We start from the raw sequence: 26,170 nt of genomic DNA, 5'->3' as shown, positions 1-26,170 counted from the left end.
CCGAGGGGCGAGCGGACGGCGCCGGCCGCTCGGGGGATCAGGGGCGCGGGGCGGGCAGCCCGGCGGCGAGCACGTCCCAGGCCTCGTCGACGAGGCGGGGGAGCGGCACGGAGAAGTCCGCGGCGAGCCAGCGGTGCAGCGCGGTGCGCATGGCGGCACCGGCGACGGCGGCCAGCAGGGTGGGGTAGGCGTCGGCGCCGACCCGGGTGCCGGTGCGGGCGGCGACGGCGTCGGCCAGCGCCCGCTCGGAGGCGCCGAACGCGGCGTGCAGCCGGGCGAGCAGCACGGGGTGCTCGTCGATGACGCGCAGCCGCAGCGGCCACACGCCCTCGGGCTCCTCGGCCATGGCGGCGGCCTGCTCGGCCTGCACGGCGCGCAGCGCGGTCACCGGGTCCTCGCCGGCGGGGCGTGCGGCGAGCCGCTCGGCGGCGAGGGCGGACTCGCCGGGGTCGAGCCCGAGGACGGCGTCGTCCTTGGTGGCGAAGTAGTTGAAGAACGTGCGGGGGCTGACGCCGGCCCGCTCCGCGACGTCGTCGACCGAGACGCCGTCGAGCCCGCGCTCGGCGACGAGGTGCAGCGCCGCGGCGTGCAGCGCCGAGCGGGTGGCGAGCTTCTTGCGCTCGCGCAGGCCGGAGGTCACCCGGTCATGATCGCCCGAAACGTGCAGTCCGTGCAAGATTGCGCCGACTGCACGGCGTGTCGACCGGATCCTGGCTCACCGCCACGCGTCCAGGCTCACCGCAGACCGCGAGCCAGGACGCAGCACGATCAGGCCGCCTGATCGTGCTGCGTGTCGCTCAGTCGCGGTCGCGCTGCCGGTCGATCGCCTCGAGCACCGTCTTGCGGCCCGCGCCGAGGTCGCGCTCGGCCCTCTCGGCCCGGTCGAGCTGGGAGTCGCCGTGCATGCGGCCCACGGCCTCCCTCGCCTCGTCGGCCTTCGCGTCGAGCAGTTCGGCGGCCTTCCGCGCCTCCTTGGCCGCGTCGGTGTTGGCCACGTGCTGCTCCTCGCCGTGCCGCTTGCGGGAGTCCGTGGCGCGCTTCTCCTCGTCGGAGAGCAGCTCCCACGCGGCGTCGGGCAGGTACCGCTTCGTCCCACCCTCGCCGCGGGCGCGGTCGCCGCCGTCGGCGGTGTGCCAGTCCTGGCCGGTCCACTCCTGCAGGTGCCGCTGGGGCTCGCTGCGCTCGCCCTCGTGCCGGTAGCCGCCGCCGGCCGCCTCGTACTCGTGCGCGAGCAGCTGGCTCTTGCGGGCGCTCCACTGGCCGGGCCGCCCGCCCCGGTCGCCGGCCTTGATCTCCTCCTTGAGCCGCTCGCGCAACTCCGGGTCCGTGTAGTCCCTGGCGTAGTCCTCCGCCGACTTCCCGCTCATGGACCGGGCGTACCCGATCCGGCGGGATGTCATCCGGCGGAGCGCGACCGGTCCACCTCCACGTGCGGCCGGGACTGCCAGCGCGCCCAGTCGGCGCTCACCTCGCCGGCGGTGCGCAGCAGGGCGGGCAGGTGCTCGCCCAGCAGGTGCTCGGTGGAGGTCTCCGCCGCGTGCACCGTCACGTTCATCGCGGCGCGCACCGCACCCGTCCCGTCGCGCACGGGGACGGCGACCGACCGGACGCCCGGCGCGAGCTCCTCGTCGGCCAGCGCCCACCCGCGGGCCCGCACCTCGGTCAGCTCCTCGCGCAGCTGCTCGGGCGAGCGCCCGATGTAGGGCGGCAGGCCCGACCGGCTCGGCTGGGCGAGGACGGCGTCGAGCTCCCCGACGGGCAGCGCGGCCAGCAGCACCTTGCCCTGCGACGTCTGCACCGCCGGGAAGCGGGTGCCGATCTCCACGCGCAGGGTGATCAGCTTCGGCACCGACACCCGGGCCACGTAGACGATGTCGGACCCGTCGAGCTGCGCCATCGACGACGACTCGCCGGTCCGCGCGACCAGTGCCTCCAGGTGCGGCCGGGCGACGTCCCACAGCCCGAGCGCGCCGACGTAGGCCATGCCGAGCGCGAGCACCTTCGGCGTCAGCGAGAACGTGCCCCCGGCCGACCGGACGTAGCCCAGCTCCTCGAGCGTGAGCAGCAGCCGCCGCGCCGTCGGGCGGGCCAGCCCGGCGGCCGCGGCGACCTCGGACAGCGACATCGCCGGCCGGTCGGCGCCGAAGCAGGTGAGCACGTCGAGCCCGCGCGCCAGCGCCTCGACGAAGTCGGGCCCCTCACCGCGTCCGGCCACCGTTCCCCCTCAGTGCTCCCCGGCCAGGTGCCGCTCGAAGGCCTCCTCGCGGGCGGCGTGCGTGCTCTCCGAGCGGAAGTCGGTGTACTGGTAGGGATTGTCGAGCACCTTGCCCTCGGGCAGCTCGGGGTCCATGCCCGACTGCCACACGTCCTCGCCCATGTCGGCGCGCAGGTGCTCCACGGTCGCCTCGACCTCGCGCCGCACGGCGGCCAGGTCGACGCCGACCAGCCGGTGCTCGGACTTCACGACCCGGCCGTCGACGAGCACGGTGTGCACGTCGCCGCGCTGGGCCTGGAACGCCACGTGCCCGTGGGGGTGCAGGAGGGGGAAGGACACCGGTGAGGCGTCGTTCTTGAGGAGCACGACGTCGGCCTTCGCGCCCGGCACCAGCCGGCCCAGGTCGTCGCGGCCCAGCGCCGTCGCCCCGCCGCGGGTCGCCCACTCCACGACGTGCTGCGCGCGCAGCGCCAGGTGGGTGACCGTCTCGCCCTTGAGGTGGGCCTCGAAGTGCTCCCGGGAGCGGTCGGCGCCGAGCGTCGTGCGCATCGCGGAGAACAGGTCGCCGCTCCACCACACGCTGGTGTCCATCGACAGCGACACCGGGATGCCGTGGGCGCGCACCTGCCAGGTGGGCGGGTAGCCCTGCCCGGCGCTCTGCTCGGACTCCGTGGACACCGAGATCGACCCGCCGGTGGCGGCGATCCGGTGGTAGCTGTCGGGGGACAGCGAGGCGGCGTGCACGTAGACGGTCTCCGGCGTCGCGAAGCCGTGCTCGTGCATGAGCCGGATGCCCTCGTCGTTGGTGGCGCCCCAGACGCCGGCGTGCGTGGTCACCGGCAGGCCGAGCTCGCGGGCCACCTCGAAGGCCGCCTTCTCGGGGAAGGCCGGGTCGCCGGTGACGTCGAAGGCGAGCTGGAAGGCGAGCAGGTCACCGGCGCCGGTGCGGCGGCGCTCGAGGAAGGCCTGCACGCCCTTGTCGGCGGTCCACTCCCACGGCGCGGCCTGGATGTTGCCGTAGGCGAGCACGTACCGGCCGGGCACCGACTGCAGCGCGTCGACGGCGGCCTCGGCGTGGTCCACCGTCTGCAGCCCGTGCGACCAGTCGACGACGGTGGTCACGCCCGCGTCGAGCGCCTCGACCGCGGCCAGCCGGTTGCCCGCTGCGACGTCCTCCGGGCGGAAGCGGCGGCCGTGCTCGAGGTAGTACCAGACGAAGTACTGGGTGAGGGACCAGTCGGCGCCGTAGCCGCGCATCGCCGTCTGCCACATGTGCCGGTGGGTGTCGATCATCCCGGGCATCACGATCCCGCCGCCGGCGTCGATCTCCCGGGTGCCCTCGGGCACCTCGAGCGCCGGACCGACGGCGGCGATGCGGTCGCCGACGACGAGGACGTCGGCGTCGCGCAGCACGGTGCCGGCGTCGTCCATGGTCAGCACCGTGCCGCCACGGAGGACGACGGGGCGGCCGGCCTGCGGGGCAGGGGTCTCGGGCTGGGGCACGGAGGTCTCCTCGGGCGTCGGGCGACGGAAGCGGACGACCGTCCGTACTGCGGACGGTGGTCGGGACGGCGCCACCTTGCGCGTGACCTGCCGCACATGTCAAGCGCAGGGCCGTCCGGTTGACACAGGTCAGGGCGCTGCTCAGGATCGGCCCCACCGGCGGACGCCCGTCCGTGTCAGCGGCACCCGAGCACGAGGAGCGCGGAGCGACGATGACGGCAGGACCGGCCGGAACCGGCGCACCGCCACCCTCGGGCCCGCTCGCGGGGCTCCTCGTGGCCGACTTCTCCCGCATCCTCGCCGGGCCCTACGCCACGATGCTCATGGCCGACCTGGGCGCCGAGGTGGTCAAGGTCGAGGGCCCGGGCGGCGACGACACCCGCACCTGGCAGCCCCCGGTCCGCGAGGTCGACGGGCAGGGCGTCTCCACCTACTACCTGGGCGTCAACCGCAACAAGCGCTCGGTGGCGCTCGACCTCAAGGACGACGCCGACCTCGCCGCCGCCCGAGAGCTCGCCCGCCGCGCCGACGTCGTCGTGGAGAACTTCAAGCCCGGCGGCCTGGCCCGCTTCGGCCTCGACTACGACACCGTCGCCGCCACCAACCCGGCGGTCGTCTACGCCTCGATCAGCGGCTTCGGCAGCGGCCCGGGCGGGCGGTCGCTGCCCGGCTACGACCTCATCGTGCAGGCGATCTCCGGCCTGATGAGCCTCACCGGCGACCCGGAGGGCGACCCCTACCGGGCCGGCGTCGCCGTCTTCGACGTCATGGCCGGGCTGCACGCCACCATCGGCGTGCTGTCGGCGCTCAACGCCCGGCACGCCACCGGCCGCGGCCAGCACGTCGAGGTCAACCTGCTCGCCAGCGCCCTGTCGGGGCTGGTGAACCAGACGTCGGCGTACGTCGCCGGCGACGTCGTCCCGTTCCGGATGGGCAACAGCCACCCCAGCCTGTTCCCCTACGAACCGCTGCCCTGCGCCGACGGCGACCTCATCGTGACCGCCGGCAACGACGGCCAGTTCCGCAGGCTGTGCGAGGTGCTCGGCGTCCCGGAGCTGCCGGAGGACCCGCGGTTCCTGCACAACGAGGACCGCACCGCGAACCGCGGGGAGCTGCGGCCGCTGCTGGTCGAGCGGCTGCGCACCCGCACCAAGATGGCGTGGTTCCGCGACATCATCGCCGCGGGCGTGCCGTGCGGGCCGATCAACACGATCGACCAGGGCGTCGCGTTCGCCGAGGAGGTCGGCCTCGACCCGGTCGTCGTCGCGGGGGAGGGTGCCGCCGCCGTGCCGTCGATCCGCAACCCGATCCGCTTCTCGGCCACCGCCGCGGAGTACCGGCTGCCACCGCCCGGGCTCGACGAGCACGGCGAGGAGATCCGCCGCTGGCTGGCCGAGGGGGAGGAGACGCCGTGACCGCGCAGGACGGGTACCCGACCGCGCTGGGGGCCTCGAGCCGGGAGTCGATCACCCTGCTCGGCACCGACCTCGCCCGCGACGTCATGGGCAGCGTCGGCTTCGGGGAGCTGGCGTTCTGGCTGGCCACCCAGCGCCGGCCCGCGCCGGGGGAGACCCGGGTGTTCGAGGCGGTGCTCGCCGCGCTGGCCGACCACGGGTTCACCCCGACCGCGATCGTCACCCGGCTGACCTGGCTGTCGGCGCCGGACTCGGTGCAGGGGGCGCTCGCCGCCGGGCTGCTCGGCGGCGGCTCGCGGTTCCTCGGCGTCACCGAGGACTGCGGCCGGTTCCTGCACGAGGTGCTCGTCCGAGCCGGCGAGCTGCCGGCCGACGACGCCGGCTGGGACGCCCTCGCGCTGGAGACCGTCACCGCGCGGCGGGCCGAGGGCCGGTTCGTCCCGGGCCTCGGCCACCACGTGCACAAGGACGGCGACCCGCGCACCCCGCGGCTGTTCGAGATCGCCGCCGAGGAGGGCCTGGTCGGCCCGCACCTGGCGCTGTTCGCCGCCATCGGCCGGGTGCACCCGCAGGTCCTGGGGAGGACGCTGCCGCTCAACGGCGCCGGGGTCTGCGGGGCGGCGCTGGCCGACCTCGGCCTGCCGCTGGAGCTGCTGCGCGGCTTCGCCCTGCTCGCCCGTACCGCCGGGCTCATCGGCCAGCTCGCCGAGGAGATCCGGCACCCGGTCGCCGACGAGGTGTTCCTCTCGGTCGACCTGCACAACCGCTCCGTCGCCCCGGACCCGTACGAGCCCGGGACCCTGCCCCCGACCGCCAACGGAGGTCCCCATGGCTGAGCTGGCCGCGGTCATCGCGTCCACCCACCACCCCTTCTACTACCGGGCGAGCACCGCCACCGGCGCCGACCGGCCCCCGTTCGCCGACGAGTGGGTGGCCAAGATCGAGCGGTTCCGCGAGACGCTCACGCGCGCGGAGCCGGACGTGCTGGTGATGGTCGGCAGCGACCACTTCCACCAGCTGTGGCTGGACAACATGCCGCAGTTCCTGGTGGGCAAGGCGCCGTTCTTCGACGCGAACTTCTACAACGAGGAGCGCGAGTTCGGCCTGCCGCGGATGACGCTGCGCGGCGAGGAGGACCTGGCCGCGCACCTGCTGCGCGACGGCCTGGACCGCGACTTCGACCTGGCGTTCTCCAACGAGCTGCGGATCGACCACAGCATCACGTGCCCGATCATCACGCTGCGCCCGCAGGCCGACCTGCCGATCGTGCCGGTCTACACGAACATCTTCGCCCCGCCGCTGCCGCAGCCGAGGCGCTTCGTCCAGCTGGGCCGGGCGATCCGCGAGATGGTCGAGTCCTGGGAGTCGGACAAGCGGGTCGCCGTCATCGGCACCGGCCACCTGTCGCTCGAGCTCGGCGGGCCGCGCCAGTTCGGCGAGCACGGGCCCGACCCGGAGTTCGACCGCAAGGCGGTGGAGTGGATCGCCTCCGGGGACATCGAGGGCTGCCTGGCCGAGGTCTCGCTGGACAGCCTGCACCAGCCGGGCAACGCCACCCACGGCTTCATGGACTTCATGCTGATGATGGGCGTCGCCGGCGAGGGCCGGAAGGCCGACCACGTCGACACCCTCGACCTGTTCCACACGATGGAGGCCTACTTCACCTGGTACCCGAACGGCGTCCCCGGAGAGGTGGTGCCGGCATGAGCCGCTACCTGCTCGACAAGTTCCTCTACACCGTCGACCGGGACCCCGAGCTCGTCGAGCGCTACCGCGAGGACCCGGCCGGCACGGTGGAGTGGTGGGAGGCCGAGATGGCCAACCGGATCCTCAACTGCACCTCCGACGAGCGCTCCACCTGGCTGGAGTTCACCGAGGACGAGCGGCGGGCGCTGCGCGAGCACGACCACGTGACGCTGTTCCAGATGGGCGCCCACCCGTTCCTCACGCTCACGCTGTTCATCGCCATGTTCGAGCGCGACCACGGGCCGCTGGAGTACCAGAAGGCCTACGGCAGGGCGATGGAGCACATCACGCTGCCCTATCCCGACATCACCACCTGACGTGCGCGCCGCCGTCGTCCGCGCGCCCGGGACGCAGCCCCAGCACGCCGAGCACCCCGACCCGGCCGCGGCGCCCGGCCGCAGCCTGGTCCGGGTCACCGCGGCGCCGATCGTGCCGCTGGACCTGCTGTGCGCCTCCGGCACCTCCTACCTCGGCGCGCCCGCGGTGCCGTACGTGCCGGGGGTGCAGGGCGTGGGCGTGGTCACCGACGGCGGGCGGCTGCCGGCCGGCACCCGGGTGTGGTTCGCGACGTCGGCCGGCATGGCCCCCGGCGACGGCGGCCTCGCCGAGCGCTGCTCGGTGGCCGACGACGACCTCGTGCCGCTGACCGCCGACCTGCCCGACGCCGCCGTCGCCGCGATCGGCCTGTCCGGCGTGGCCGCGTGGATGGCGCTGACCTGGCGCGGCCGGCTGCAGCCGGGGGAGCGGGTGCTCGTCCTCGGGGCCGGCGGCGCGGTCGGGCAGGCGGCGGTCGGCGCGGCGCGGGTGCTCGGCGCGTCCCGGGTGGTGGCGCTGGCGCGGTCCGCGTCCGGGCAGGAGCGGGCCCGGGCGGCCGGGGCCGACGCCGTCGTGCCGGCCGAGGGCGACGCCGCCGCGCAGGCCGCGGCGCTCGGGAACGCCCTCGGCGGCGGGGCCGACGTCGTCGTCGACCCGGTCTTCGGCGTCGCGGCCACCGCGGCCGCGCGGGTGCTGGCCCCCGGCGGGCGGCTGGTCAACATCGGCGGGGCGTCCGGCGACGAGGCGGTGTTCTCCTCGGCGGTGCTGCGCGGGCGCTCGGCGGAGGTGCTGGGCTACACGAACAACGCGCTCACCCCGGCGCAGCGCCGCACCGCGCTCGACGCCGTCCTCACCGCCGCCGCGGCCGGGCGGGTCACCGTCGCGCACGAGACGGTGCCCCTGCCCGAGGTGACCCGGGCGTGGGAGCGCCAGGCCGCGGGCGACGCCGGCGTCCGCCTCGTCGTCGTCCCCTGAGTCCGCCGCACGGTCGGCGGGGCTGACCCACCCCTCGGGGTGACGCCGGACCGGTTCGGGGAGAGGTCGCGCGCCAGGGCGTCGCTACTGACGGCGCCACCCCGTCCGGGGTGGTCTCTCACGGACGAGAAGAGCACATCCATGACGCTCCCGTACTCCCCGAGGTCCCGGCAGTGAGCCGGGGCTGGGGACGCAGAGCCGGCCGCGGTGTCGCGGCCCTCCTGGCGACGTCCGCGGTCCTGGGTGGCGCCGTCGCCACCGCGGGTCCGGCCGCCGCCGCTCCGCTCGGCTACGACGTCACTGCCAAGGGGTCGCTGTTCCACATCGCCCAGGCCGTCGGCGCGCAGGACTCCTACCGGGCCGGCTTCACCGGCCGGGGCATCGGGGTCGCGCTGATCGACACCGGCGTCACCCGGGTGCCCGGCCTGGACACCGGCAACGTCGTCGACGGGCCGGACCTGTCCTTCGACAGCCAGGACCCCGAGCTCGCCCACCGCGACGCCTACGGGCACGGCACCCACCTGGCCTCGATCATCGCCGGCCGCGACGCGGCGGGGAGCCCCGCGTCCTACACCGACCCGGGCCGCTTCACCGGCATCGCGCCGGACTCGACCCTGCTCAACGTCAAGGTCGGCGCGAGCGACGGCGCGGTCGACGTGACGCAGGTGATCGCCGCCATCGACTGGGTCGTCGAGCACCGCAACGACAACGGGATGAACATCCGCGTCATCAACCTGTCGTACGGCACGGACTCCACCCAGGACAGCCGTGTCGACCCGCTCTCCTTCGCCGTCGAGCAGGCGTGGAAGGCCGGCATCGTCGTGGTGGTCGCCGGCGGCAACGACGGCTCGACGAACTACAACCTGGCCAACCCCGCGCGCGACCCGTACGTGCTCGCGGTCGGCGCCGCCGACACGCAGGGCACGGTCGACCCGGTCGACGACACGGTGCCCGCGTGGGCGACCCGCGGGACCAACCAGCGGCACGTGGACGTGGTGGCCCCCGGTGTCTCGGTCGTCGGCCTCCGGGTGCCCAACGGCTACGCCGACGAGCGGCACTTCGACGCCCGCCGGGGCGACCGCTTCGCCGTCGCGTCGGGCACCTCGCAGGCCGCCGCGGTCGTCAGCGGCGAGGTCGCCCTGCTGCTGCAGGAGGACCCGCGGCTGACCCCCGACCAGGTCAAGCGGCAGATCATGTCGACGGCGTCGCCGTTCAGCTCGACGACCAACCAGTACCGGGGCAACGGGCTGACCGACGTGCGGGAGGCGCAGCTCAAGCCGGTCACCAACGCGAACCAGCCCAACCAGTTCTGGAGCACCGGGACCGGGTCGATCGAGGCGGCGCGCGGCAGCTCGCACGTCGACCGCGACGGCGTCCCGCTGCAGGGCGAGGTCGACGTCTTCGGCAACGCCTGGGACGGCCGGGCGTGGGCTGCGGCCTCCGCGCGGCAGAACGCCTGGGTGGGCGGCCACTGGCGCGGCTACCTGGTCAGCGGTGACGGCTGGGACGGCACCACCTGGCGGTCGGCCGAGTGGAGCTTGCCCGCCTGGGACGGCCGGATGTGGCGCGACGCCGACTGGGCGGGCCGCATGTGGCGTGACGGCTCCTGGACCGGGATCTCCTGGTCGGGTCGCATGTGGCGCGACGCCAACTGGAGCGGGCGCATGTGGCGCACGGGCGACCTGGCCAGCGCGGCGTGGTCGTGACGCGGGCCTGACCCGCTGAGCGACGGGGGTGGGGTGCGGCCGCGGGTCGCGCCCCACCCTCCTCGCCGTCCCGGAGAGGCCTGTGTCGCGCTAGTGGCCCCTGGGGGCGGCGCGGACGTGGATGCGCTCGCCCTGCGGGCCGAACAGGGCCAGTACCTCGGCGGCCCGGTCGTCGGGGTTGCCCAGCCAGTGCGGAGTGCGGGTGTCGAACTCGGCGACCTCGCCGGGGGTCAGGGTGACGTCGGCGTCGCCGAGCAGCAGCCGCAGCCGGCCGGAGAGCACGTAGACCCACTCCCAGCCCTCGTGCGAGCGCAGCTCGCCGGGCTCCCCGCCCCAGCGCGGCGGCAGCACCATCTTGTAGGCCTGCAGCCCGCCCGGGCGCCGGGTGAGCGGCAGGAACGTGGCGCCGTGCCGGGTGAGCGGCTTGAGCCGCACGCGGGGGTCGCCGGTCTCCGGGGCGTCGACGAGCTCGTCGAGCGGCACCTGGTGGGCGCGGGCCAGCGGCAGCAGCAGCTCCAGGGTGGGCCGGCGCTGCCCCGACTCCAGCCGGGAGAGCGTGGACACCGAGATGCCGGTGTCGTCGGCGAGCTGCTGCAGGGTGGCGCCGCGCCGCCGCCGCAGCTCGCGCAGCCGCGGGCCCACGGCGTCGAGGACGGCGTCGAGGCCGGGGTCGAGGTCGGTCACGCCGCCCAGTTTGCCGTTCCAGCAACGATGTTTGTCAAGGCGGCACGGGCGGCTGCACCGTGTCGGGCATGGACGAGACGTACGACGTGGTGGTCATCGGCGGGGGAGCGGCCGGCCTGTCCGGTGCCCTCGCCCTGGGACGGGCGCGCCGCTCCGTGGCGGTGGTCGACGAGGGGACGCCGCGCAACGCGCCGGCGCACGCGATGCACAACTACCTGGGCCGCGACGGCACGCCGCCCGCCGACCTGCTCGCCGCGGGGCGCGCGGAGGTCGCCGGCTACGGGGTCACCCTGGTCCAGGACACGGCGACCGACGCCGGCGGCACGATCGGCGCGTTCACGGTGCGCACGGCCGGCGGGCGGACGCTGCGGGCCCGCCGGCTGCTGGTCACCACCGGCCTGACCGACGAGCTCCCCGATCTCCCGGGCGTGCGGGAGCTGTGGGGCACCGACGTCCTGCACTGCCCCTACTGCCACGGGTGGGAGGTGCGCGACCAGGCCATCGGCGTCGTCGCCACCGGTCCGCTGTCGCTGCACCAGGCGCAGCTGTGGCGGCAGTGGAGTGCCGACGTCGTGCTGTTCCAGCACACCGCCGGGGAGCCGCCCGCCGACGTCGCCGAGGCGCTGGCCGCCCGCGGCGTGCGGGTGGTGACCGGCGAGGTCGCGGGCCTGGACACCGACGGCGGCCGGCTGACCGGCGTCCGCCTGGCCTCCGGCGAGGTCGTGCCGCGGGCGGCCGTCGTCGTCGCGCCCCGCTTCACCGCCCGCTCGGCCGTGCTCGCCGGGCTCGGCATCGAGGCGGTGCCGTTCGCGATGGGCGAGGTGGTCATGGGCTCGCACGTGCCGGTCGACGCGCGCGGCGCGACGTCGGTGCCCGGCGTCTGGGCGGCCGGCAACGTCGCCGACCTGTCCGCGCAGGTCATCTCCTCGGCCGCCCAGGGCCTGTGGGCGGCGGGGCAGCTCAACGCCGACCTGGTCGCCGAGGACACCCGGTTCGCCGTCGAGGTGCTGCGCGCGCAGACCGACCCGGAGTTCGGCGAACAGTGGTGGGAGGACCGCTACCGCGCCACGGACCGGGCCTGGAGCGGCCGGGTCAACGACGTGCTGGCCACCGAGGCCGCCGACCTGCCGCCGGGCCGCGCGCTCGACGCCGGGGCAGGCGAGGGCGGCGACGCCGTCTGGCTGGCCCGCCGCGGCTGGGCGGTCACCGCGCTCGACCTCTCCCGCGTGGCGCTCGACCGGGCCGCCGCGGCCGCCGAGGCGGCCGGGGTGTCGCTCGAGACCCGCAAGGCCGACATCTCCTCGTGGGAGCCCGGCGACGAGCGGTGGGACCTGGTGACGGCGTCGTTCCTGCACTTCCTGCCCGCCACCCGCGACGACGTGCTGCGCCGGCTGGCCTCCGCGGTCGCGCCCGGCGGCACGCTGCTGGTGACCATGCACGACGGCAGCGACCTCTCGCACGGCGTGCAGCGGCCGGGCCTGCCCGAGTGGTACGCCACCGGCGAGCAGCTCGCCGCGGTCCTCGACGGCGACGAGTGGGACGTCGAGGTGGCCGGGACCCGGCCCCGGGCGGCGCGGGCGCACGAGCACCGCGGGAACGGGCACGGCGGGGGCGGGCACGGCCACGGCGGCCACGCGCACGTGGCCGACGCCGTGCTGCGGGCGCGGCGGCGTCAGCCGGCCGTGTCGCCGTCCTCGCGCGGGTAGAGGAACCGCAGCCGGGCCGGCGGGCGGAACGGCGCCCAGCCCTCCCGGGTCTGGGCCAGCCGGTCGGCGACCAGCCACAGCACCGCGGGGTCGTGGCCCATCCCGAGGTGGCTGGCGTGCACGCCGACGTTCTCCGCCCGCGGCCCGGCCTGCTGCCGGCAGGCCCGCCAGTCGACGACGCCGTCCCACCGCGAGTAGACGGCGGTGCTCGGCACGGGCAGCCCGCCGCCGAGCCCGCCGCGCCCGCGCGGGACGGCGTGCAGGTGGCGGTAGCGGGCGTAGGCGCGGGCGCCGGGGCTGTCGTCGCCCCCGCCGCCCGCGAGCCCGAAGGGCGAGCCGAGGCTGATCACCTGGCGGACCAGCCGCGGCACCCGCAGCGCCAGCCGCCGCGCGTAGATGCCGCCGAGGCTCTGACCGACGATGCTCACCGGCCCGCCGTGCTCGTCGGCCAGCCGCTCCACCAGCCGGGGCAGCTCGTCGGTGATCTCCTTCGTCGGGCCGCGGTTGCGGCCGAGCTCCCAGCCGACCACCGGGTAGCCGAGGCCGCGCAGCCAGCGGCGCAGGGTGACGGTGGAGACGTCGGAGGCGAGCAGCCCCGGCAGCACGAGCACCCCGTGCGGCTCGCCCCGCGGGGCGCCGCGCAGCAGCGGGTAGGCCAGCGCCAGCGCGCCGGCGCTGGCGGCGGCGCGCACCGGCTCGGTGGCGGCGAGCAGCGTGCGGCGCCGGTTCGGGTCGGTCACGGGTGCTCCTCCGACGGCGGTGGCGGGCGGACCCGGTCGGCCATACCCGCCCGGACGCTCCCGGACCGTCGGCATGACGCGGGACACGCCGCCGCGGCGGAGCCGGACGGCGCCCGGGCCCGCGTCACGCCGCGGCGCCCGGGTCGTCTCCATCCCTGCACGGCCCCCGCGGCGACGACGCCGCACCGGGCCCCACCGGGAGGAGACCCCTCGTGACCAGCATGCTCAAGCGATCCGCCGTCTGCGTGGCGGCGAGCGCCGCCCTCGTCGCCGGCGCCGCCGGCACGGCGAGTGCCCAGCCGGTCGCCGTCCAGGACGGCCTGGTCAACGTCGCCGTCGGCGACGTGACCATCCTCGAGGACGTCAACATCGGCGTCGCGGCGCAGGTGGCGGCACAGATCTGCGGCCTCAAGGTCGGGCCGGTGGCGGTCCTCGGCACCGCGGTCGACCGCAGCGGCGACACCGAGACGGTCTGCACGATCGGCGACCAGGACGTGGACCTCACGCAGAACGCCGGCTGACGGACCCGGCGCGGTTCCCCGTCCGCGCCGCCCCGAGCCCCCGGTCGGGAGCCGTGGCCCCGCTCCCGGCCGGGGGCCCCTCCGCGTGCTCAGCGGGGGCGCAGCAGCGCCCGCTGCGCCATGTCCGACGTCGCCAGCACCTCGCCGAGGAACTCCGAGGCCGCGGCGGCGACGTCGGGGAGTTCCTCCGCGGGGGTGTCGCGCAGCACCTCGAGCAGCACCTCGTGGTGCACCCGGACCACCTCCAGGATGCCCAGCCCGTGCGCCACCGCCTCCCGCCCAAGCTCCCAGCCGCGGTGCAGCGAGGCCTCGCAGCGGCGGGCGAGGTGCGCCAGGAACGCCACCCGGTAATCGCGGGCGAACCCCTCCGCGGGCGTCACACCGGACCGCCGCGCGTCGGGGCCGGCCGCGGGGAGCCGGTGACCCGGTCGAGGAAGGCGAGGCCCTCCTCCAGGTCGAGGGCGGTGTGCACCGACCCGGTGTCCATGCCGAGGGCCACCATCGCGAACGCCACCTCCGGCCTGATGCCGACCACCACGGTCACCGCCCCGCGCAGCCGGGCCACCTCGGCGATCGTGCGCAGCGTCCGGGTGGCGAAGGAGTCGAGGACGTCGAGCGCGGCGACGTCGATGACGACCCCGCGCGCCCGGTCCTGACCGATCCGCTCCACCAGGTCGTGCTGGAAGGCGGTCATCTGCGTGTCGTCCAGGGCCGTGTGGACCGAGGCGATGAGCACGGCACCCTGGCGCAGGATGGAGACGAGGCGGGGACCGGTCACGGCTCCGCCCCGTCGTCCCTGCCGGCCGTGTAGCCGAGCAGCCGCTCGGCCTCCTCGAGGCCGCCCTGCAGGTCGCCGATCGTGTCCATCTTGCTGAGGTCGACGCCGATGGTGACCAGCGTCTGCGCGATCTTCGGGGACAGCCCGGTGATGATGACACCGGCGCCCATGAGCCGGGAGGCGTCGACGGTCTGCACCAGGTGGTTGGCCACCGACTCGTCGACCTCGGGGACGCCGGTGATGTCGATGACGACGACCCGCGCGCGGTGGGTCCGGATGCCGTTGAGCAGCTGCTCGGTGAGCTGACGGGCGCGCTCGCGGTCGAGCACCCCGATGATCGGCAGGATGAGCAGTCGCTCCCGCACCGGCAGGACGGGGGTGGACAGCTCGCGGATCGAGTCCTGCTGCTGGCGGATGACCCGCTCGCGCTCCTCGACGAAGCTGACGGCGACCGTGTTGGCGATCCGGTTCGCGGCCGGCTCGTAGGCGTCGAGCACGCGGTTGAGCAGGCCGAAGTCGCGCTGGTACTTCTCGAACAGCGAGCGGGCGAGGACGTCGCGCAGCAGCAGCACGATGCCCACGACCTCGTGGGTCTCCACGCCGCGCGGGATGATCCGCTCGGACAGGTCCCGGGCGTAGCGCCGCAGCGCCTCGACGCTGCCGGTCTCGAGCACCTCGACGTAGTTGTCGTAGACCGACGTCGTCTCGGCGGCCATCTCCTGCGGCGTCATCGCGTGCAGCAGTCCCGACGCGTTGATGCGGTCGGCCCACTCGTGGCGCAGCCGCGTCCGGTGCTCGCGCAGGTGCGCGACGAGCTGGGGGAGCAGCTGTTCCTCGCCGGGCCCGCCGGCCGCCGCCGTCCCCGTCCCCGCCGCCGTCCCGATGCCGGTCATCGCTCACCACACCATCTCGTCATCGTCACCGTCGTGCCCCGCCCCACCTCGGAGGCGATGGCGAACTCGTCCATCAGCCGGCGCGCGCCGGGCAGCCCGAGGCCCAGGCCCGCGTAGGTGCTGAAGCCGTCCTGCAGCGCCCGCTCGACGTCGGGGATCCCGGGGCCGGTGTCGCGGGCGGTGACCTGCACGCCCCGGCGCGGCCCGCCGAGGACCTCCACGACCACCTCACCGGTTCCGGCGAACCGCACGATGTTGCGGGTCACCTCGGAGACGGCGGTGGCGATGAGCGTCAGGTCGGTGGGGGAGAAGCAGCCGAGCCGGGCGGCGAGCTCGCGGGCGGCCTGCCGGGCGGCGACGACGTCGGCGTCGCGGCCGATCGGGATGCGCACCTCGTCCTCGCGCTGCGGCGCCCGCTCGAGCAGCGGCCGGCTGAGCGCGGCGCAGACGTCGCACTCCAGCAGGTGCCGGGCCGCCTCCACCTCGCGCTGGCGCCGGCGGTCGCCGCCGGACAGGGCGAGCAGGACCGGGCGGCACCGGTCGGTCGGCGGCTCGGTGTGCTCGCGGGCCAGCAGGTACTCGACCCGCAGCCGGGCCCGCGCGCGGTGCAGCTGGGCGGCGACCGCGCCGGCGGTCGAGCCGGCCTCGGTGGCCAGCGAGCGGGTGTCTCGCCCGGACACCTCGTGGGCGACGAGGGCCTCGCGGTCGCGGTCGGGTAGCCGGGCCAGCGCCTCGGCGACGGCGGCCCGCTCCTCGGCGGCGAGCAGGTCGTCGTCGGGTGGGGCCGGGACGGCGAGGTCGACCACCCGGTGCTGGTTGCGCTGCTGGCGGTCCCGCTCCCGCCAGGCGGTGGCGACGACGTTGCGGGCCGTCGCGATGGCGTAGGGCTCGAGCATCCCGGGCTCGACCCGGCCGGACGCGGCGAGCACCCGGACCAGCGTCTCCTGCACCAGGTCCTCGGCGGTGGCGGCGTCGGCGACGCGGGCGGCGACGATGCGCCGGACCATCGGGATGAGCGACGCCACGGCGTCGGGGTCGCCGTCCGGCGACCTCCCGGCGGACGGCGAGCCCGACGCCGTGGCCCCCATCCGCCGGACGCTACGCCCGGCAGGCCGTCCCCGCGCCGGGATCGCGCGCGGGGACGGCCGCTGTGGTCAGCGCTGCTGCAGGTAGGCCGCGGCGGTGGCCCGCAGCCGCTCGTGCACGCCGTCGGCCGCCGTCGCGCCCGGCAGGTACCGCTTCGCCAGCTTCGCCACCATCGTGTAGTTGGTGTCGACGACGTTGCCCGCCGGCGCGAGGCCGGCCTGGCTGACGAGCTGCAGCGCGTCGAGCCGGTCCCAGCCGGTGAGCTCGGCGGCCCACGTGACCAGGTCGTGCTGGCTCACCCGGTAGGCGTCCTCCAGCGGGCGCACCGAGCCGGTGGACATGAGGAACTCGTCGGTCTCCAGCCGCGGCCACGCGGGGCCGCCGCCCTTGACGAGGTCCACCACGACGACGGTGCGCATCGCCGACTCGACCGCCGTCCCGCACACCTCGCCCTCGCCCTGCCGGCAGTGCCCGTCACCGATCGCCAGCTGCCCGCCGGGCACGTTGACGCCGAAGTAGACGGTGGTCCCGGCGCGCATCTCGGGGGTGTCCATGTTCCCGCCGTGCGCGCCCGGCGTGATGCTGGCGAACACCTCGCCGGCCGCCGGGGCGACGCCGATCGTGCCGTGCATCGGGTCGAGCGGGAGCTCCACCTCGGGCCCGCCGCGGCGCGGCCGGAACAGGCAGGTGCCGCGCTCCCGGTCGATCTCGTAGAGCCAGACCAGCTCCTCGAGCGGCTCGTGCAGCATCGCCGTCGAGTGGGTGGTGGTCAGCGCGCCGAAGTGCGGGAACGTGCTGGACACCGCCCAGTCGCGGGCCGGCGCGATGTCGACCAGGTGCACCGCGAGGGTGTCGCCGGGCTCGGCGCCCTCGACGGCGATCGGGCCGCTCACCGGGTTGAGGTAGGGGAAGTCGCACACCTGGCTCGGCAGGTCGTCGACGCCGCGCACCTTCCCGCCGTAGCAGTCCTCGGTGGTCAGCTCGACCACCGTGCCCGGCGCGACCGTCAGCAGCGGCTCGCCGCCGCCGAACGAGAAGCGCCACTGGTCGCGGGTCGGCTCCAGCGGGACGACCTCGAGGGACTGCGTCACAGCTTCTCCTCCGCGCGGATCTCGGGCTTGCGGCCCGTGGCGATCAGGACGCCCATGACCACCAGGCCGATGACCAGCCACACGAAGCCCAGCTCCTGGGCGGCCACCTGGGCGTTGTAGACGACGTAGGCCAGGATGCCGAACCCGATGACGGGCACCGCGAGGTGCAGCCACCAGTTCCGGCTCTTCAGCCGGCCGACGTAGTGCCACACCACCGAGACGTGCAGCAGCAGGAAGGCCGACAGCGCGCCGAAGTTGACCAGGGTCGACAGCAGCGTGATGCCGTCCTCGCGGGACTCCATGTACAGGCCCAGCACCAGCGAGACGGCGGCCACGAGCAGGGTGGCGTTCACCGGCACGCGGCGGGTCGGGTGCACCTGGCGCAGGAAGCCGGGCAGCTGCCGGTCGCGGGCCATGGCGAACAGCAGGCGCGAGGTGGCGGCCTGGGCGACCAGCGAGTTGGCGAAGCCCCACGCGATCGCCGTCGCCACCGCCGTCAGGGTGCCCAGCCACGCGCCGCCCGCGACCTCGGCCGCGTCGTAGAAGGCGGTGCCGGCGGCGTCGCCCTCCGCGATGAGCGTGTCCGGGTCGGGCACGAGCAGCGCCGCGACCCAGGTCTGGACGATGAACAGCGTCCCGGCCAGCGCCAGCGCGGCGATCATCGCCTTGCCGATGGAGCGGGCGGAGTCGCGGTTCTCCTCGGCGAGGGTGGAGATGCCGTCGAAGCCGAGGAAGCTCAGCACCGCGATCGACACCGCGCCGAAGACCAGCTCGAGGGAGAACGTGTCGGCGTTGTAGATGGGGGAGAAGTCGAAGCCGCGGCCCTCACCCGAGGCCAGGGCGACGACGCCGATCACGAGGAAGATCGCGAGCACGATCAGCTCGCCGACCAGCATGATCTTGTTGACGCGGGCCGTGAACTCGATGCCGAAGTAGTTGACGACGGTGTTGAGCACGACGAAGGCGATCAGCCAGATCCACACCGGCACCGACGTCACGATCGAGTTCATGGCGATCGCGGCGATGAGGTACAGCAGCGCCGGGACGAGCACGTAGTCGAGCAGGATCATCCAGCCGGCGATGAAGCCGACCGGCTGGGCGATGCCGCGGCCGGCGTAGGTGTACACCGACCCGGCCATCGGGAACGCCCGTGACATCTGCGAGTACGACGCCGCGGTGAAGGCCATGGCCAGGCCGCCGATCGCGTAGGCGAGGGCGATCATGCCGCCGGAGCCCTGGAAGACGCTGCCGAAGATGCCGAACGGCGCGATCGGGACCATGAAGACCAGGCCGTAGACCAGCAGGTCGGTGAAGCTCAGCGAGCGCTTGAGCTCCTGCCGGTAGCCGAACTGCTCGACGCCGGCCGCGCCGGCGGCGGGCACCGCTCCGGCGCCGGTCCCGGACAGGTCGGGTGAGTGGGTGGTGCGGGGGTCGCTCACGGCTCCTCCTCTCGGCCGGCTCGGGGCCGGACGCGGGGGAGGGTAGACCCCAGTTGTTTCCAACTGGAAGCACCGGTGTCTCGGGGGTGTCTAGCCGACCTCGCGGAAGACCAGCCCGTCGGCCCGCGCGAGCCGCGACGGCGCCGGCCGGGCGGGGCCCGCGCCGCCTCCGGCGAGCAGCGAGGCGGCGGTGCGGACGCCGTCGTGCACGCCGCGGGCGTAGGCGCAGACCACCGGCGCCGACGGTCCGGCGCGGGAGGCCAGCCGCTCCTGCAGGTCCAGCTGGCCCTCGTCGCCGGTGCCGTCGGCCGCGGCGAACGACGGCATGCAGGCGTAGAGCTCGCCGGTGCCGTCGCCGCCCACGGCGTACAGGCCGTTCTCCTCCAGCGCGCCCGACAGGCGCACCACCCGCCGGTCGAGCCCGGCGCGGGCGAAGGCGCGGTTGAAGGCCACCAGGTCGCGGCCGACCAGGCTGAGCAGGACGGCGTCGGCCCGGGTGCGGCGCACCAGGTCCAGGGCCGGGCCCGGGTCGGTCGGCCCGAAGGGGACCAGCCGCTCGCCGACCACCTCGGCGCCGAGGTCGGCGAGCACGGCGCGCGCGGCGCGGTGCACGGCCTGCGGCCAGACGTAGTCGGTGCCGAGCAGCACCCAGCGCCGCGCCCGCCGGGAGCGCACCAGCCAGGCGAGCGCGGCGGCGTGCTGGGCGAGCGGGGACGAGCCGATGCGCAGCACGCCGGGCCGCGACCGGCCGCCCTCGTGCGGCGGGGTGAAGACGTAGCCGGCCCGGCCGGCCAGCGCGGCGGCGACGGCCCGGGAGACGTCGCTGGTGGAGAAGCCGACGAAGACGTCGACGGCGCCGGCCGCGTGCAGCGCCGCGACGTCGGCGGCCACCTCCGCGGGGCGCCGGCCGGCGTCGACGGTGACCAGCTCGACGGCACGCCCGCGCACCCCGCCGGCGTCGTTGAGCTCGTCGGCGGCGAGGCCCGCGAGGTCGAGCGCCGAGGGAGCGGTCATGGCCAGGGGGCCGGAGAGCGGGACGGCCAGGCCGACGCGCACGACGCCGGGGGAGCGGCCGGTGACCGCTGCCTCCCAGGCGTCGATCGGGACGGTCGGTCCGGGCATCCCCTGAGTATGGTGCGGTCCATGCCGGTCGAGCAGCAGGCCACGGGGTCCGCCCTGCCGCCGGCTGCGGAGCCGTCACTGGTCGAGCTGCTCGCCGTCGTGGGCCGGCGGGTCGCCCGCGGGGTCTCGGCGGCGCTCGCCGAGGACGGCGCCACGCTCGACACCTACCGCCTGCTGCGGGCGCTCGGCGCCGGACCGGGCCGGACGATGACCGAGCTGTGCGCCGCGCTGGCGGTCCCGGCGGCCACCGCCACCCGGCTGGTCGACGGCCTCGCCGACGCCGCGCTGGCCTACCGGCTGCCCGACCCCGACGACGGCCGGCGGGTGCGCGTGCACCTCTCGGCGCGCGGGCGGACGCGGCTGGACCGGCTCGAGGCCCTGGTGTCCGCGCACGAGGCGGCGCTGGCCGCCGAGCTCGGCACGGAGCGCGTGGCCGCGCTGGTCGCCGCGCTCACCGACCTGGCCGCGCCGCCGGTACCCCCGCCCGCGAGCTGATGGCGGGCCCCTGCAGCGGGGTCCTGCGTCAGTCCGCCGGCGGCAGGACGCGGGGGACGAACACCTCGTCGATCGGGCGCGGGCCGACGTACTGGCGGCAGGTGCAGGGCACCCAGGTGTGACCCGCGAACCGGCCGCGCCGGTCGAAGGTGTCGCGGCGCAGCTCGGCGTAGCAGGTGTTGGTCTCGGTGTCGTGCTGGCTCAGCGTGTGGCCGCAGCCGCAGACCGGCTGGGGGTTGGCCGGGGGAGCCGGCGGCCGGCGCCGCCCGATCCGGCCCGCCAGGAACCCGGCGGCCAGCAACGCCGCACCGACCACCAGGCTGACTGGTTCCACCGCTGATCTCCTCCCACCGCGAGCGCCCTCCCGACGGTAACGCGGGGAGGGCCGCCCCGGTGCCGGGGGAGCTCAGGCCTGGTGCTTGCCCCGCCCGCTGACGGCGTCGCGCAGGTGGTCGACGAGCGCCGCCACCGGGCCGAGCGCGGTCCGGATGCCGCCCTCGTTGGGCACCAGCGGGTGCGGCCGGGTCGGCGCGATGGCTTTGATGCGCTCCACCTGCTCGGCCATGCGCACCAGCTCGGCGTGGTCGAAACGGGCCTTCAGCTCGACGAACATCCGGCCCTCCTCGTGCTCGACGTGCTCGCGGATCTCGGTGATGAGCGAGCGGATGCCGGCGTCGTACTCCGCGTCGGCGGGGTCGAGGCGCTCGAGGCGCTTCATCGCCTCCTCGGCCTCGGCGTGCTCGTGCTTGGAGCGCTCGGCCTCCTCGGCGTCGACCTCGGCCTGCACCCGCGGGTAGACCTGCGTCTCCTCGGCCACCGAGTGCTTGACCAGGCCGATGCTCACCTCGTCGACGAGGGCCCGCTTGCGCTCCAGGTCGCCGGGATCGGTGCTCCCCATGAGCTGCTCGAGCTCGCGGAAGATGCGGTCGAACTCGCGGTGGTCGGCGCTGAGCAGCTCCACCACGTCGCGCTGGGTCTCGGTCACCCCTGGTCCGTTCCCCCGTCGGGACGGTGGCACACGCTCACCCGAACGGCGGGTTTCGGACGGATGTGGCGCGGGGCACAGCAGGACCGTGGAGGCCTACGCCGTCGGGTTCGCGCGCCCGGACCGGTGGTCGCAGAGCAGTCAGGGGTCGGCGCGGACCCCGTGGCACGCCGTCCCCGCGCTCCGTCCCCTGAACGAGCTGGACGGCGAGGTGGAGCTCGCGCTGTGCGGCGCGATCACGCAGATCTGGGGCAGCCAGCAGTGGAGCCGCCTCGGCGCCGGCCGCACCGGCTGCGCTGAGTGCCGCCGGCTGTCCGGGCTCGCCTTCGAGGTCGCGCAGCTCAGCCGCGCCGGGTGACGGTCAGCGGCGGCGGCCGCTGATCGCCGACAGCCCGGTGATCTCCCGGCCGACGATGAGCGCCTGCACGTGGTCGGTGCCCTCGAAGGTGTAGATCGCCTCGATGTCGGCGTGGTGCCGGGCGATGTGGTGCTGCAGCAGGATGCCGTCGCCGCCGAAGAGGTCGCGGGCGTCGGCCACGATCTGCCGGGCCGTGGCGCAGCAGTGCCGCTTGGCCAGCGAGGCCATGGCCGCCGTCATCCGGCCGGCGTCGGCCAGGCACGACAGCCGCCAGCACATGAGCTGCATGTTCGTGATCTCGGCCAGCATCGTGGCGAGCTTCTCCTGCACCAGCTGGTAGCCGGCGATGGGCTGGCCGAACTGCTCGCGGCCCAGGCAGTGCGCGAGCGCGAGCTCGTAGGCGGCCATCGCCACGCCCAGCGCCCGCCAGGCGACGGTGTAGCGGGTGCGGTCGAGGATGGTGGAGACGTCCTTGAACGACCGGCAGTTCTCCAGCTTGTTCTCCACCGGCACGCGGGCGCCCTCGAGGGTGATCTCGGCCTGCCACACCGCCCGCAGCGCCGTCTTGCCGGTCATCACCGTCGCGGTGAAGCCGGGCGTGCCCTTCTCGACGACGTAGCCGCCGACCTGCCCGTCCTCGTCGCGCGCCCAGATGAGCACGTAGTCGGCGATCGACCCGTTGCCGATCCACTTCTTCTGCCCGTCGAGGACGAAGACGTCGCCGTCGCGGCGGGCGGTGGTCTCCAGGGCGACGGCGTCGCTGCCGTGCCGGGGCTCGGTCAGCCCGAACGCGCCGATCTTCTCCATGCGCGCCATCTCCGGCAGGAACCGCTCGCGCTGCTCCTCCGAGCCGAGCAGCGCGATCGACTGCATGGCCAGGAAGCTGTGCACGCCGTTGAAGGTGCCGATGCTGCCGTCGGCGCGGGCGAGCTCGGCGGCGACCAGCCCGGCCGCGACCGCGCTCATCCCCGGCGAGCCGTAGCCCTGCACGGTGCCGCCGGCGATGCCGAGCCGGGCGAAGCCGGGGACCAGCTCGAAGGGGAACTCCGCGCGCTCCCAGTAGTCGTTGATGCGCGGGGTGACCTCCGTGGCGCACCAGTCCGCGACGCGGTCGCGGATCGCGAGCTCCTCGGGCGCCAGCAGCTCGTCGAGGGCGTAGAAGTCGGTGCGCGCGGTCTCGGCCACTCCCCGACGCTACGCGCGGGCCGGGGATGCCGCCGGTCGTGCGATCCCGCCGGTCGGGCCGTGGTCAGGCCGCGGTCAGGCGCCCAGCAGGCCGCGCACGTAGGCCGCCTGCCCCACGTGCTGCAGGTCGTCGGACAGCACGCTGACCAGCCGGACGCCGAGGGTCACCGGCGGGTCCCAGCGCTCGTCGACGACGCGGTCCAGGTCGTCGTCGGTCAGCCCGCCGAGGAACTCCGCGCTGCGGGCGGCGACGGCGTCGGCGTACTCGAGCAGCAGGTCCGCGGAGGGCACCCGCAGCGACTCCACCTCCAGGCTGCTCATCCCGTAGCCGGTGGCCGTGTCGTCGGCGGGCCGGCCGAAGCGGGTGGCGAACCCCTGCGCCGTGTAGACCTGCTCGCTGCCGGCGACCTCGGCGAGGTGGTCGTCCTGCACGCGGAGCAGGTGCCAGGCCAGCCAGCCGATCGGGTTGGCGTCGGGGCCGACGCGGGCGGCGAGCTGCTCGGGGGTCAGGCCGTCGACGGCGGCGCGCAGCGTCTCGCCGATCTGCGAGTAGGCGTGGGTGAGGAGGTCGCGGGTGCGCATGGCGACCCGCTACCCGTCCCGCTCGCGGGGGACGCCTGGCGCCGCGGCGGAACGGTAGGTTGCGGTGTCCGCCGCGCCGTCGAGGAGCCCCGTTGCCGTTCTTCCTGCACCGGCTGCTGCGCTTCGCCCGCATCCGGCTGCCGGGCTGGCGCCTGCCGCTGGCCGTGGCGCTCGCCGTCTTCCTCACCAGCTGGGGGCTGATGGCGCTGGCCGAGCCGGCGGGCAGCGAGCTCGTCGCCCCGGCGAACTACTGGTGGTACTTCGTCGTCACCGCGGCCACCGTCGGCTACGGCGACTTCTTCCCGGAGACCCTCGCCGGCCACGCCGTCGGCGCGTACGTGATCGTCGGCGGGATCGTCACGCTGACGCTGCTGTTCACCGAGCTGGCCACCGCCCTGCAGAACGCGCGGGGCAAGCGTCTGAGAGGGGTGGTGGCCCTGGACCTCCGGGACCACGTCGTCGTCCTGGGCTACACCGCGGGCCGGACCGAGCGGATCGTCGCCGAGCTGACCGTCGAGCCCGGCACCCAGGTCGTGCTGTGCGCCCACGACGACGTGCCGGGCAACCCGATGCCCGAGCAGCCGGCGGTCTCCTTCGTCCGCGGCGACCTCACCCGCGCCGACGTCATGGAGCGCGCCTGCGTCGCCCGCGCCCGCACCGCGGTCATCGACGGCCGCGACGACAACGAGACGCTGGCGATCGCCGTCGCCGTCGACCACGCCAACCCGGGCGTGCACATGGTCGCCGCGGTGCGCGACCTCAGCCGCCGCGACACCCTGCGCTACGTCAACGCCGGCGTGCAGGTGGTGCAGTGGCACATGCCGTTCCTGCTGTCGGAGGAGGCGGCCGACCCGGGGCTGACCCAGGTCTACAACGAGCTGATGACCGCGGGCGGGCACGGCAACACCTACTCGGTGGCGGTGCCGGCCGGGTGCCGGCACCGCAGCTTCGGCGACGTCCAGACCGCGTTCGGCCGGGAGCACGGCGCCACCGTGCTCGCGCTCCGCACGGGCGAGGGCCTGCTGGTCAGCCCGTCCTGGGACACCCCGCTGCCGGAGGGCGCGACGCTGTACTACGTGGCGGAGCGCCGGCTGGACCCGGCGCGGCTGCTGCAGCGCGCCTGAGTCACCAGACGCCGAAGGCCGCCGCCAGCAGCGCCACGGCCCCGCCCAGGGCAGCGAGCACCGCGAGGACGGCGAGCAGCACCGGGACGACCACCCAGCGGCGCTTGAACCGGCGGCGGCGCGCGGCCGCCCGCGGCGGGGCGGGCGCCGGAGACCGCGGGGGACGCGGGGCGGGCGACGGCGGGGCAGGAGACGGCGGAGCGGGCGACGGCGGGGCGGGCGCCGGCGCGGGAGGCGGCGCGGCCGCCGCGCGGGCCTGCTTCTCCGCCCGGCGCTCGCGGCGCCGGTCGGCGAGGTGGCGGGCCTGGTCGCGGGCGTCGCGGGCGACGGTGCCGATGACCGAGGCGAGCGCCCGCAGGTCATCGACGTCGAAGCGCTCCACCTGGCCGCCGAGCTCGGGCCCGTCGCCGCGCGGGGGGCCGTCGGCGGCCGGCGGCGCCCACGCCTGCTGCGGGCCTGCCTCCTCGACGATGCGCTTCAGCGCGGTGCGGGTGCGGGCGACGTCCCACCGCTGGGCGGGGTCGCGGGTGAGCAGGCCCTCGAGCACCGGGGCCAGCGGCCCGGCCAGCCGCGGCGGCTCGGGCTCCTCGTGGACGACGGCGAACAGCGTCGCCATCGGCTCGGGCCGGTCGAAGGCCAGCCGTCCCTCGACGGCGGTGTAGAGCGTGGCGCCGAGCGACCACAGGTCGACGGCCGGGCCCGGCTCCTCGCCGCGCGCCCGCTCCGGCGACATGTAGGCCGGGGAGCCGAGGATCGCGCCCGAGGTGGTGATCGAGGGGTTGCCGGTGGCCGTGGCGATGCCGAAATCGGTGAGGTGGGCGGAGCAGTCGCCGCCCACGAGCACGTTGGCGGGCTTCACGTCGCGGTGCACGATCCCGGCGGCGTGCGCGGCCTCGAGCGCCTCGAGGACGTCGAGCCCGATCCGCGCGACCGTGGGCCAGGGCAGCGGGCCCGAGCGCTGCACGACCTCCTGCAGGCTGCGGGAGTCGACGTGCTCCATGACCAGCCAGGGCCGGCCGTCCTCCTCGACGACGTCGTACAGGGTGGTCACGTTGGGGTGCAGCAGCCGCGCCGCGGTGCGGGCCTCGCGGAGGGTGCGCGAGCGCAGCGCCTCGCGTTCCTCGTCGGTGAGGTGCGTGGGGAACACGACCTCCTTGAGCGCGACCGGCCGGCGCAGCACCTCGTCGGTGGCCCGCCAGACCACGCCCATGCCGCCACGGCCGATCACCTCGGTGACCGAGTAGCGCCCGGCCACCAGCCGTCCGGTACCCGCCTCTGCGGACATGCGCGGGACAGTACGCCCGGCGAGGTGCTCGCGTCCCCGGCTCAGGCCGGGTTCGCGGGCTCCTCGGGGTCGCTCTTCGCCTCGAGGTCCGCGGCGACCTCCGGCGTCTCCATCTCCAGCGCGATGTCGCGCGGCTGCGGGGTCTCGGGGTCGGGCTGCGACGGCGTCGTCATGCCAGCAGCCTGCCCCGGATCGCCCGCGCCCGCTCCCTAGACTCCCGC

The 26,170-nt window shown here is 75.4% G+C and carries 30 protein-coding genes; 11 read left to right on the top strand and 19 right to left on the bottom strand.

Annotated elements, in window-relative coordinates:
* Positions 1-37: 37 nt before the first annotated feature.
* The 4 genes from ACI79X_RS07170 to ACI79X_RS07155 all read right to left on the bottom strand — a co-directional run bounded on the left by ACI79X_RS07170 (position 38) and on the right by ACI79X_RS07155 (position 3,718).
* Positions 38-640 (bottom strand): TetR/AcrR family transcriptional regulator, encoded by a 603-nt coding sequence (locus ACI79X_RS07170; protein ID WP_457024726.1) that lies wholly within the window; start codon positions 638-640, stop codon positions 38-40.
* A gap of 157 nt (positions 641-797) precedes the next feature.
* Positions 798-1,367, bottom strand: coding sequence for a hypothetical protein (locus tag ACI79X_RS07165; protein WP_457024725.1), 570 nt, complete (start codon positions 1,365-1,367; stop codon positions 798-800).
* A gap of 29 nt (positions 1,368-1,396) precedes the next feature.
* Positions 1,397-2,215 carry an IclR family transcriptional regulator domain-containing protein gene (locus ACI79X_RS07160; RefSeq protein WP_457024724.1) on the bottom strand — a complete coding sequence of 273 codons (819 nt, stop codon included), beginning with the start codon at positions 2,213-2,215 and terminating at the stop codon, positions 1,397-1,399.
* Positions 2,216-2,224: 9 nt separating this feature from the next.
* Complete coding sequence (locus tag ACI79X_RS07155; RefSeq protein ID WP_457024723.1) at positions 2,225-3,718, bottom strand: amidohydrolase family protein; 1,494 nt, start codon at positions 3,716-3,718, stop codon at positions 2,225-2,227.
* Positions 3,719-3,930: 212 nt separating this feature from the next.
* Between ACI79X_RS07155 and ACI79X_RS07150 the strand changes: the two genes are divergently transcribed.
* From ACI79X_RS07150 to ACI79X_RS07125, 6 genes are all read left to right on the top strand, one after another.
* Positions 3,931-5,133, top strand: coding sequence for a CaiB/BaiF CoA transferase family protein (locus tag ACI79X_RS07150; RefSeq protein ID WP_457024722.1), 1,203 nt, complete (start codon positions 3,931-3,933; stop codon positions 5,131-5,133).
* On the top strand, positions 5,130-5,969 hold the full coding sequence (locus ACI79X_RS07145; protein ID WP_457024721.1) for a citryl-CoA lyase: 840 nt from the start codon (positions 5,130-5,132) through the stop codon (positions 5,967-5,969). Before ACI79X_RS07150 ends, ACI79X_RS07145 begins: the two co-directional genes overlap by 4 nt.
* Positions 5,962-6,840, top strand: a complete 879-nt coding sequence (locus ACI79X_RS07140) for a DODA-type extradiol aromatic ring-opening family dioxygenase (RefSeq protein WP_457024720.1) — start codon at positions 5,962-5,964, stop codon at positions 6,838-6,840. The genes ACI79X_RS07145 and ACI79X_RS07140 overlap by 8 nt, the downstream gene beginning before the upstream one ends.
* On the top strand, positions 6,837-7,196 hold the full coding sequence (locus ACI79X_RS07135) for a hypothetical protein (protein WP_457024719.1): 360 nt from the start codon (positions 6,837-6,839) through the stop codon (positions 7,194-7,196). The genes ACI79X_RS07140 and ACI79X_RS07135 overlap by 4 nt, the downstream gene beginning before the upstream one ends.
* A gap of 1 nt (position 7,197) precedes the next feature.
* Entirely contained in the window at positions 7,198-8,169 is a 972-nt protein-coding gene (locus tag ACI79X_RS07130; protein ID WP_457024718.1) for a quinone oxidoreductase family protein, read from the top strand.
* A 173-nt stretch (positions 8,170-8,342) separates the two neighbouring features.
* On the top strand, positions 8,343-9,875 hold the full coding sequence (locus tag ACI79X_RS07125; RefSeq protein WP_457024717.1) for a S8 family serine peptidase: 1,533 nt from the start codon (positions 8,343-8,345) through the stop codon (positions 9,873-9,875).
* A gap of 90 nt (positions 9,876-9,965) precedes the next feature.
* Here ACI79X_RS07125 and ACI79X_RS07120 read toward each other — a convergent pair whose 3' ends face one another.
* Positions 9,966-10,559, bottom strand: a complete 594-nt coding sequence (locus tag ACI79X_RS07120) for a helix-turn-helix domain-containing protein (protein ID WP_457024716.1) — start codon at positions 10,557-10,559, stop codon at positions 9,966-9,968.
* Positions 10,560-10,627: 68 nt separating this feature from the next.
* On the opposite strand from ACI79X_RS07120, the gene ACI79X_RS07115 reads away from it, so the two are divergent.
* Complete coding sequence (locus tag ACI79X_RS07115) at positions 10,628-12,265, top strand: FAD-dependent oxidoreductase (RefSeq protein ID WP_457024715.1); 1,638 nt, start codon at positions 10,628-10,630, stop codon at positions 12,263-12,265.
* On the opposite strand, the gene ACI79X_RS07110 is transcribed toward ACI79X_RS07115, so the two are convergent.
* Positions 12,232-13,005, bottom strand: a complete 774-nt coding sequence (locus ACI79X_RS07110) for an esterase/lipase family protein (RefSeq protein WP_457024714.1) — start codon at positions 13,003-13,005, stop codon at positions 12,232-12,234. The genes ACI79X_RS07115 and ACI79X_RS07110 overlap by 34 nt on opposite strands.
* A 212-nt stretch (positions 13,006-13,217) precedes the next feature.
* Here ACI79X_RS07110 and ACI79X_RS07105 point away from each other — a divergent pair, with 212 nt between their 5' ends.
* On the top strand, positions 13,218-13,526 hold the full coding sequence (locus ACI79X_RS07105) for a hypothetical protein (protein WP_457024713.1): 309 nt from the start codon (positions 13,218-13,220) through the stop codon (positions 13,524-13,526).
* An 89-nt stretch (positions 13,527-13,615) separates the two neighbouring features.
* On the opposite strand, the gene ACI79X_RS07100 is transcribed toward ACI79X_RS07105, so the two are convergent.
* The 7 genes from ACI79X_RS07100 to ACI79X_RS07070 all read right to left on the bottom strand — a co-directional run bounded on the left by ACI79X_RS07100 (position 13,616) and on the right by ACI79X_RS07070 (position 19,935).
* Positions 13,616-13,906, bottom strand: coding sequence for a phosphatase RsbU N-terminal domain-containing protein (locus ACI79X_RS07100; RefSeq protein WP_457024712.1), 291 nt, complete (start codon positions 13,904-13,906; stop codon positions 13,616-13,618).
* Positions 13,903-14,304: an STAS domain-containing protein gene (locus ACI79X_RS07095; RefSeq protein ID WP_457024711.1), complete on the bottom strand. Its 402-nt coding sequence runs from the start codon at positions 14,302-14,304 to the stop codon at positions 13,903-13,905. The genes ACI79X_RS07100 and ACI79X_RS07095 overlap by 4 nt, the downstream gene beginning before the upstream one ends.
* Entirely contained in the window at positions 14,301-15,197 is an 897-nt protein-coding gene (locus ACI79X_RS07090; protein WP_457024710.1) for an STAS domain-containing protein, read from the bottom strand. Before ACI79X_RS07090 ends, ACI79X_RS07095 begins: the two co-directional genes overlap by 4 nt.
* Positions 15,194-16,285, bottom strand: a complete 1,092-nt coding sequence (locus ACI79X_RS07085) for a sigma-70 family RNA polymerase sigma factor (protein WP_457024709.1) — start codon at positions 16,283-16,285, stop codon at positions 15,194-15,196. Before ACI79X_RS07085 ends, ACI79X_RS07090 begins: the two co-directional genes overlap by 4 nt.
* 66 nt (positions 16,286-16,351) lie before the next feature.
* Entirely contained in the window at positions 16,352-17,374 is a 1,023-nt protein-coding gene (locus tag ACI79X_RS07080) for an acetamidase/formamidase family protein (protein WP_457024708.1), read from the bottom strand.
* On the bottom strand, positions 17,371-18,813 hold the full coding sequence (locus tag ACI79X_RS07075) for an APC family permease (protein ID WP_457024707.1): 1,443 nt from the start codon (positions 18,811-18,813) through the stop codon (positions 17,371-17,373). Before ACI79X_RS07075 ends, ACI79X_RS07080 begins: the two co-directional genes overlap by 4 nt.
* A 90-nt stretch (positions 18,814-18,903) precedes the next feature.
* On the bottom strand, positions 18,904-19,935 hold the full coding sequence (locus ACI79X_RS07070) for an ABC transporter substrate-binding protein (RefSeq protein ID WP_457024706.1): 1,032 nt from the start codon (positions 19,933-19,935) through the stop codon (positions 18,904-18,906).
* Between the two features lie 21 nt (positions 19,936-19,956).
* Between ACI79X_RS07070 and ACI79X_RS07065 the strand changes: the two genes are divergently transcribed.
* A complete protein-coding gene (locus ACI79X_RS07065) occupies positions 19,957-20,430 on the top strand; it encodes a MarR family winged helix-turn-helix transcriptional regulator (protein ID WP_457024705.1) in 474 nt (157 codons plus the stop codon).
* A gap of 28 nt (positions 20,431-20,458) precedes the next feature.
* Here ACI79X_RS07065 and ACI79X_RS07060 read toward each other — a convergent pair whose 3' ends face one another.
* Together ACI79X_RS07060 and ACI79X_RS07055 are read right to left on the bottom strand one after the other, a co-directional pair.
* On the bottom strand, positions 20,459-20,764 hold the full coding sequence (locus ACI79X_RS07060; protein WP_457024704.1) for a hypothetical protein: 306 nt from the start codon (positions 20,762-20,764) through the stop codon (positions 20,459-20,461).
* A 72-nt stretch (positions 20,765-20,836) separates the two neighbouring features.
* Positions 20,837-21,415, bottom strand: a complete 579-nt coding sequence (locus ACI79X_RS07055) for a hemerythrin domain-containing protein (protein WP_457024703.1) — start codon at positions 21,413-21,415, stop codon at positions 20,837-20,839.
* Between the two features lie 88 nt (positions 21,416-21,503).
* Between ACI79X_RS07055 and ACI79X_RS07050 the strand changes: the two genes are divergently transcribed.
* Positions 21,504-21,773: a hypothetical protein gene (locus tag ACI79X_RS07050; protein WP_457024702.1), complete on the top strand. Its 270-nt coding sequence runs from the start codon at positions 21,504-21,506 to the stop codon at positions 21,771-21,773.
* A gap of 3 nt (positions 21,774-21,776) precedes the next feature.
* On the opposite strand, the gene ACI79X_RS07045 is transcribed toward ACI79X_RS07050, so the two are convergent.
* Both ACI79X_RS07045 and ACI79X_RS07040 read right to left on the bottom strand, forming a co-directional pair.
* A complete protein-coding gene (locus tag ACI79X_RS07045; RefSeq protein ID WP_457024701.1) occupies positions 21,777-22,958 on the bottom strand; it encodes an acyl-CoA dehydrogenase family protein in 1,182 nt (393 codons plus the stop codon).
* A 75-nt stretch (positions 22,959-23,033) separates the two neighbouring features.
* On the bottom strand, positions 23,034-23,540 hold the full coding sequence (locus ACI79X_RS07040; RefSeq protein WP_457024700.1) for a mycothiol transferase: 507 nt from the start codon (positions 23,538-23,540) through the stop codon (positions 23,034-23,036).
* Positions 23,541-23,632: 92 nt separating this feature from the next.
* Between ACI79X_RS07040 and ACI79X_RS07035 the strand changes: the two genes are divergently transcribed.
* On the top strand, positions 23,633-24,664 hold the full coding sequence (locus ACI79X_RS07035; RefSeq protein WP_457024699.1) for an ion channel: 1,032 nt from the start codon (positions 23,633-23,635) through the stop codon (positions 24,662-24,664).
* Position 24,665: 1 nt separating this feature from the next.
* Here the strand turns inward: ACI79X_RS07035 and ACI79X_RS07030 are convergent, their stop codons facing one another.
* Together ACI79X_RS07030 and ACI79X_RS07025 are read right to left on the bottom strand one after the other, a co-directional pair.
* Positions 24,666-25,949, bottom strand: a complete 1,284-nt coding sequence (locus ACI79X_RS07030) for a serine/threonine-protein kinase (protein ID WP_457024698.1) — start codon at positions 25,947-25,949, stop codon at positions 24,666-24,668.
* Positions 25,950-25,990: 41 nt separating this feature from the next.
* Positions 25,991-26,122: a hypothetical protein gene (locus tag ACI79X_RS07025; RefSeq protein WP_457024697.1), complete on the bottom strand. Its 132-nt coding sequence runs from the start codon at positions 26,120-26,122 to the stop codon at positions 25,991-25,993.
* Between the last annotated feature and the right edge of the window lie 48 nt (positions 26,123-26,170).

The sequence above is a fragment of the Geodermatophilus sp. SYSU D01119 genome, from assembly GCF_054049975.1.
This window is presented reverse-complemented; position numbering and strand designations above follow the sequence as displayed.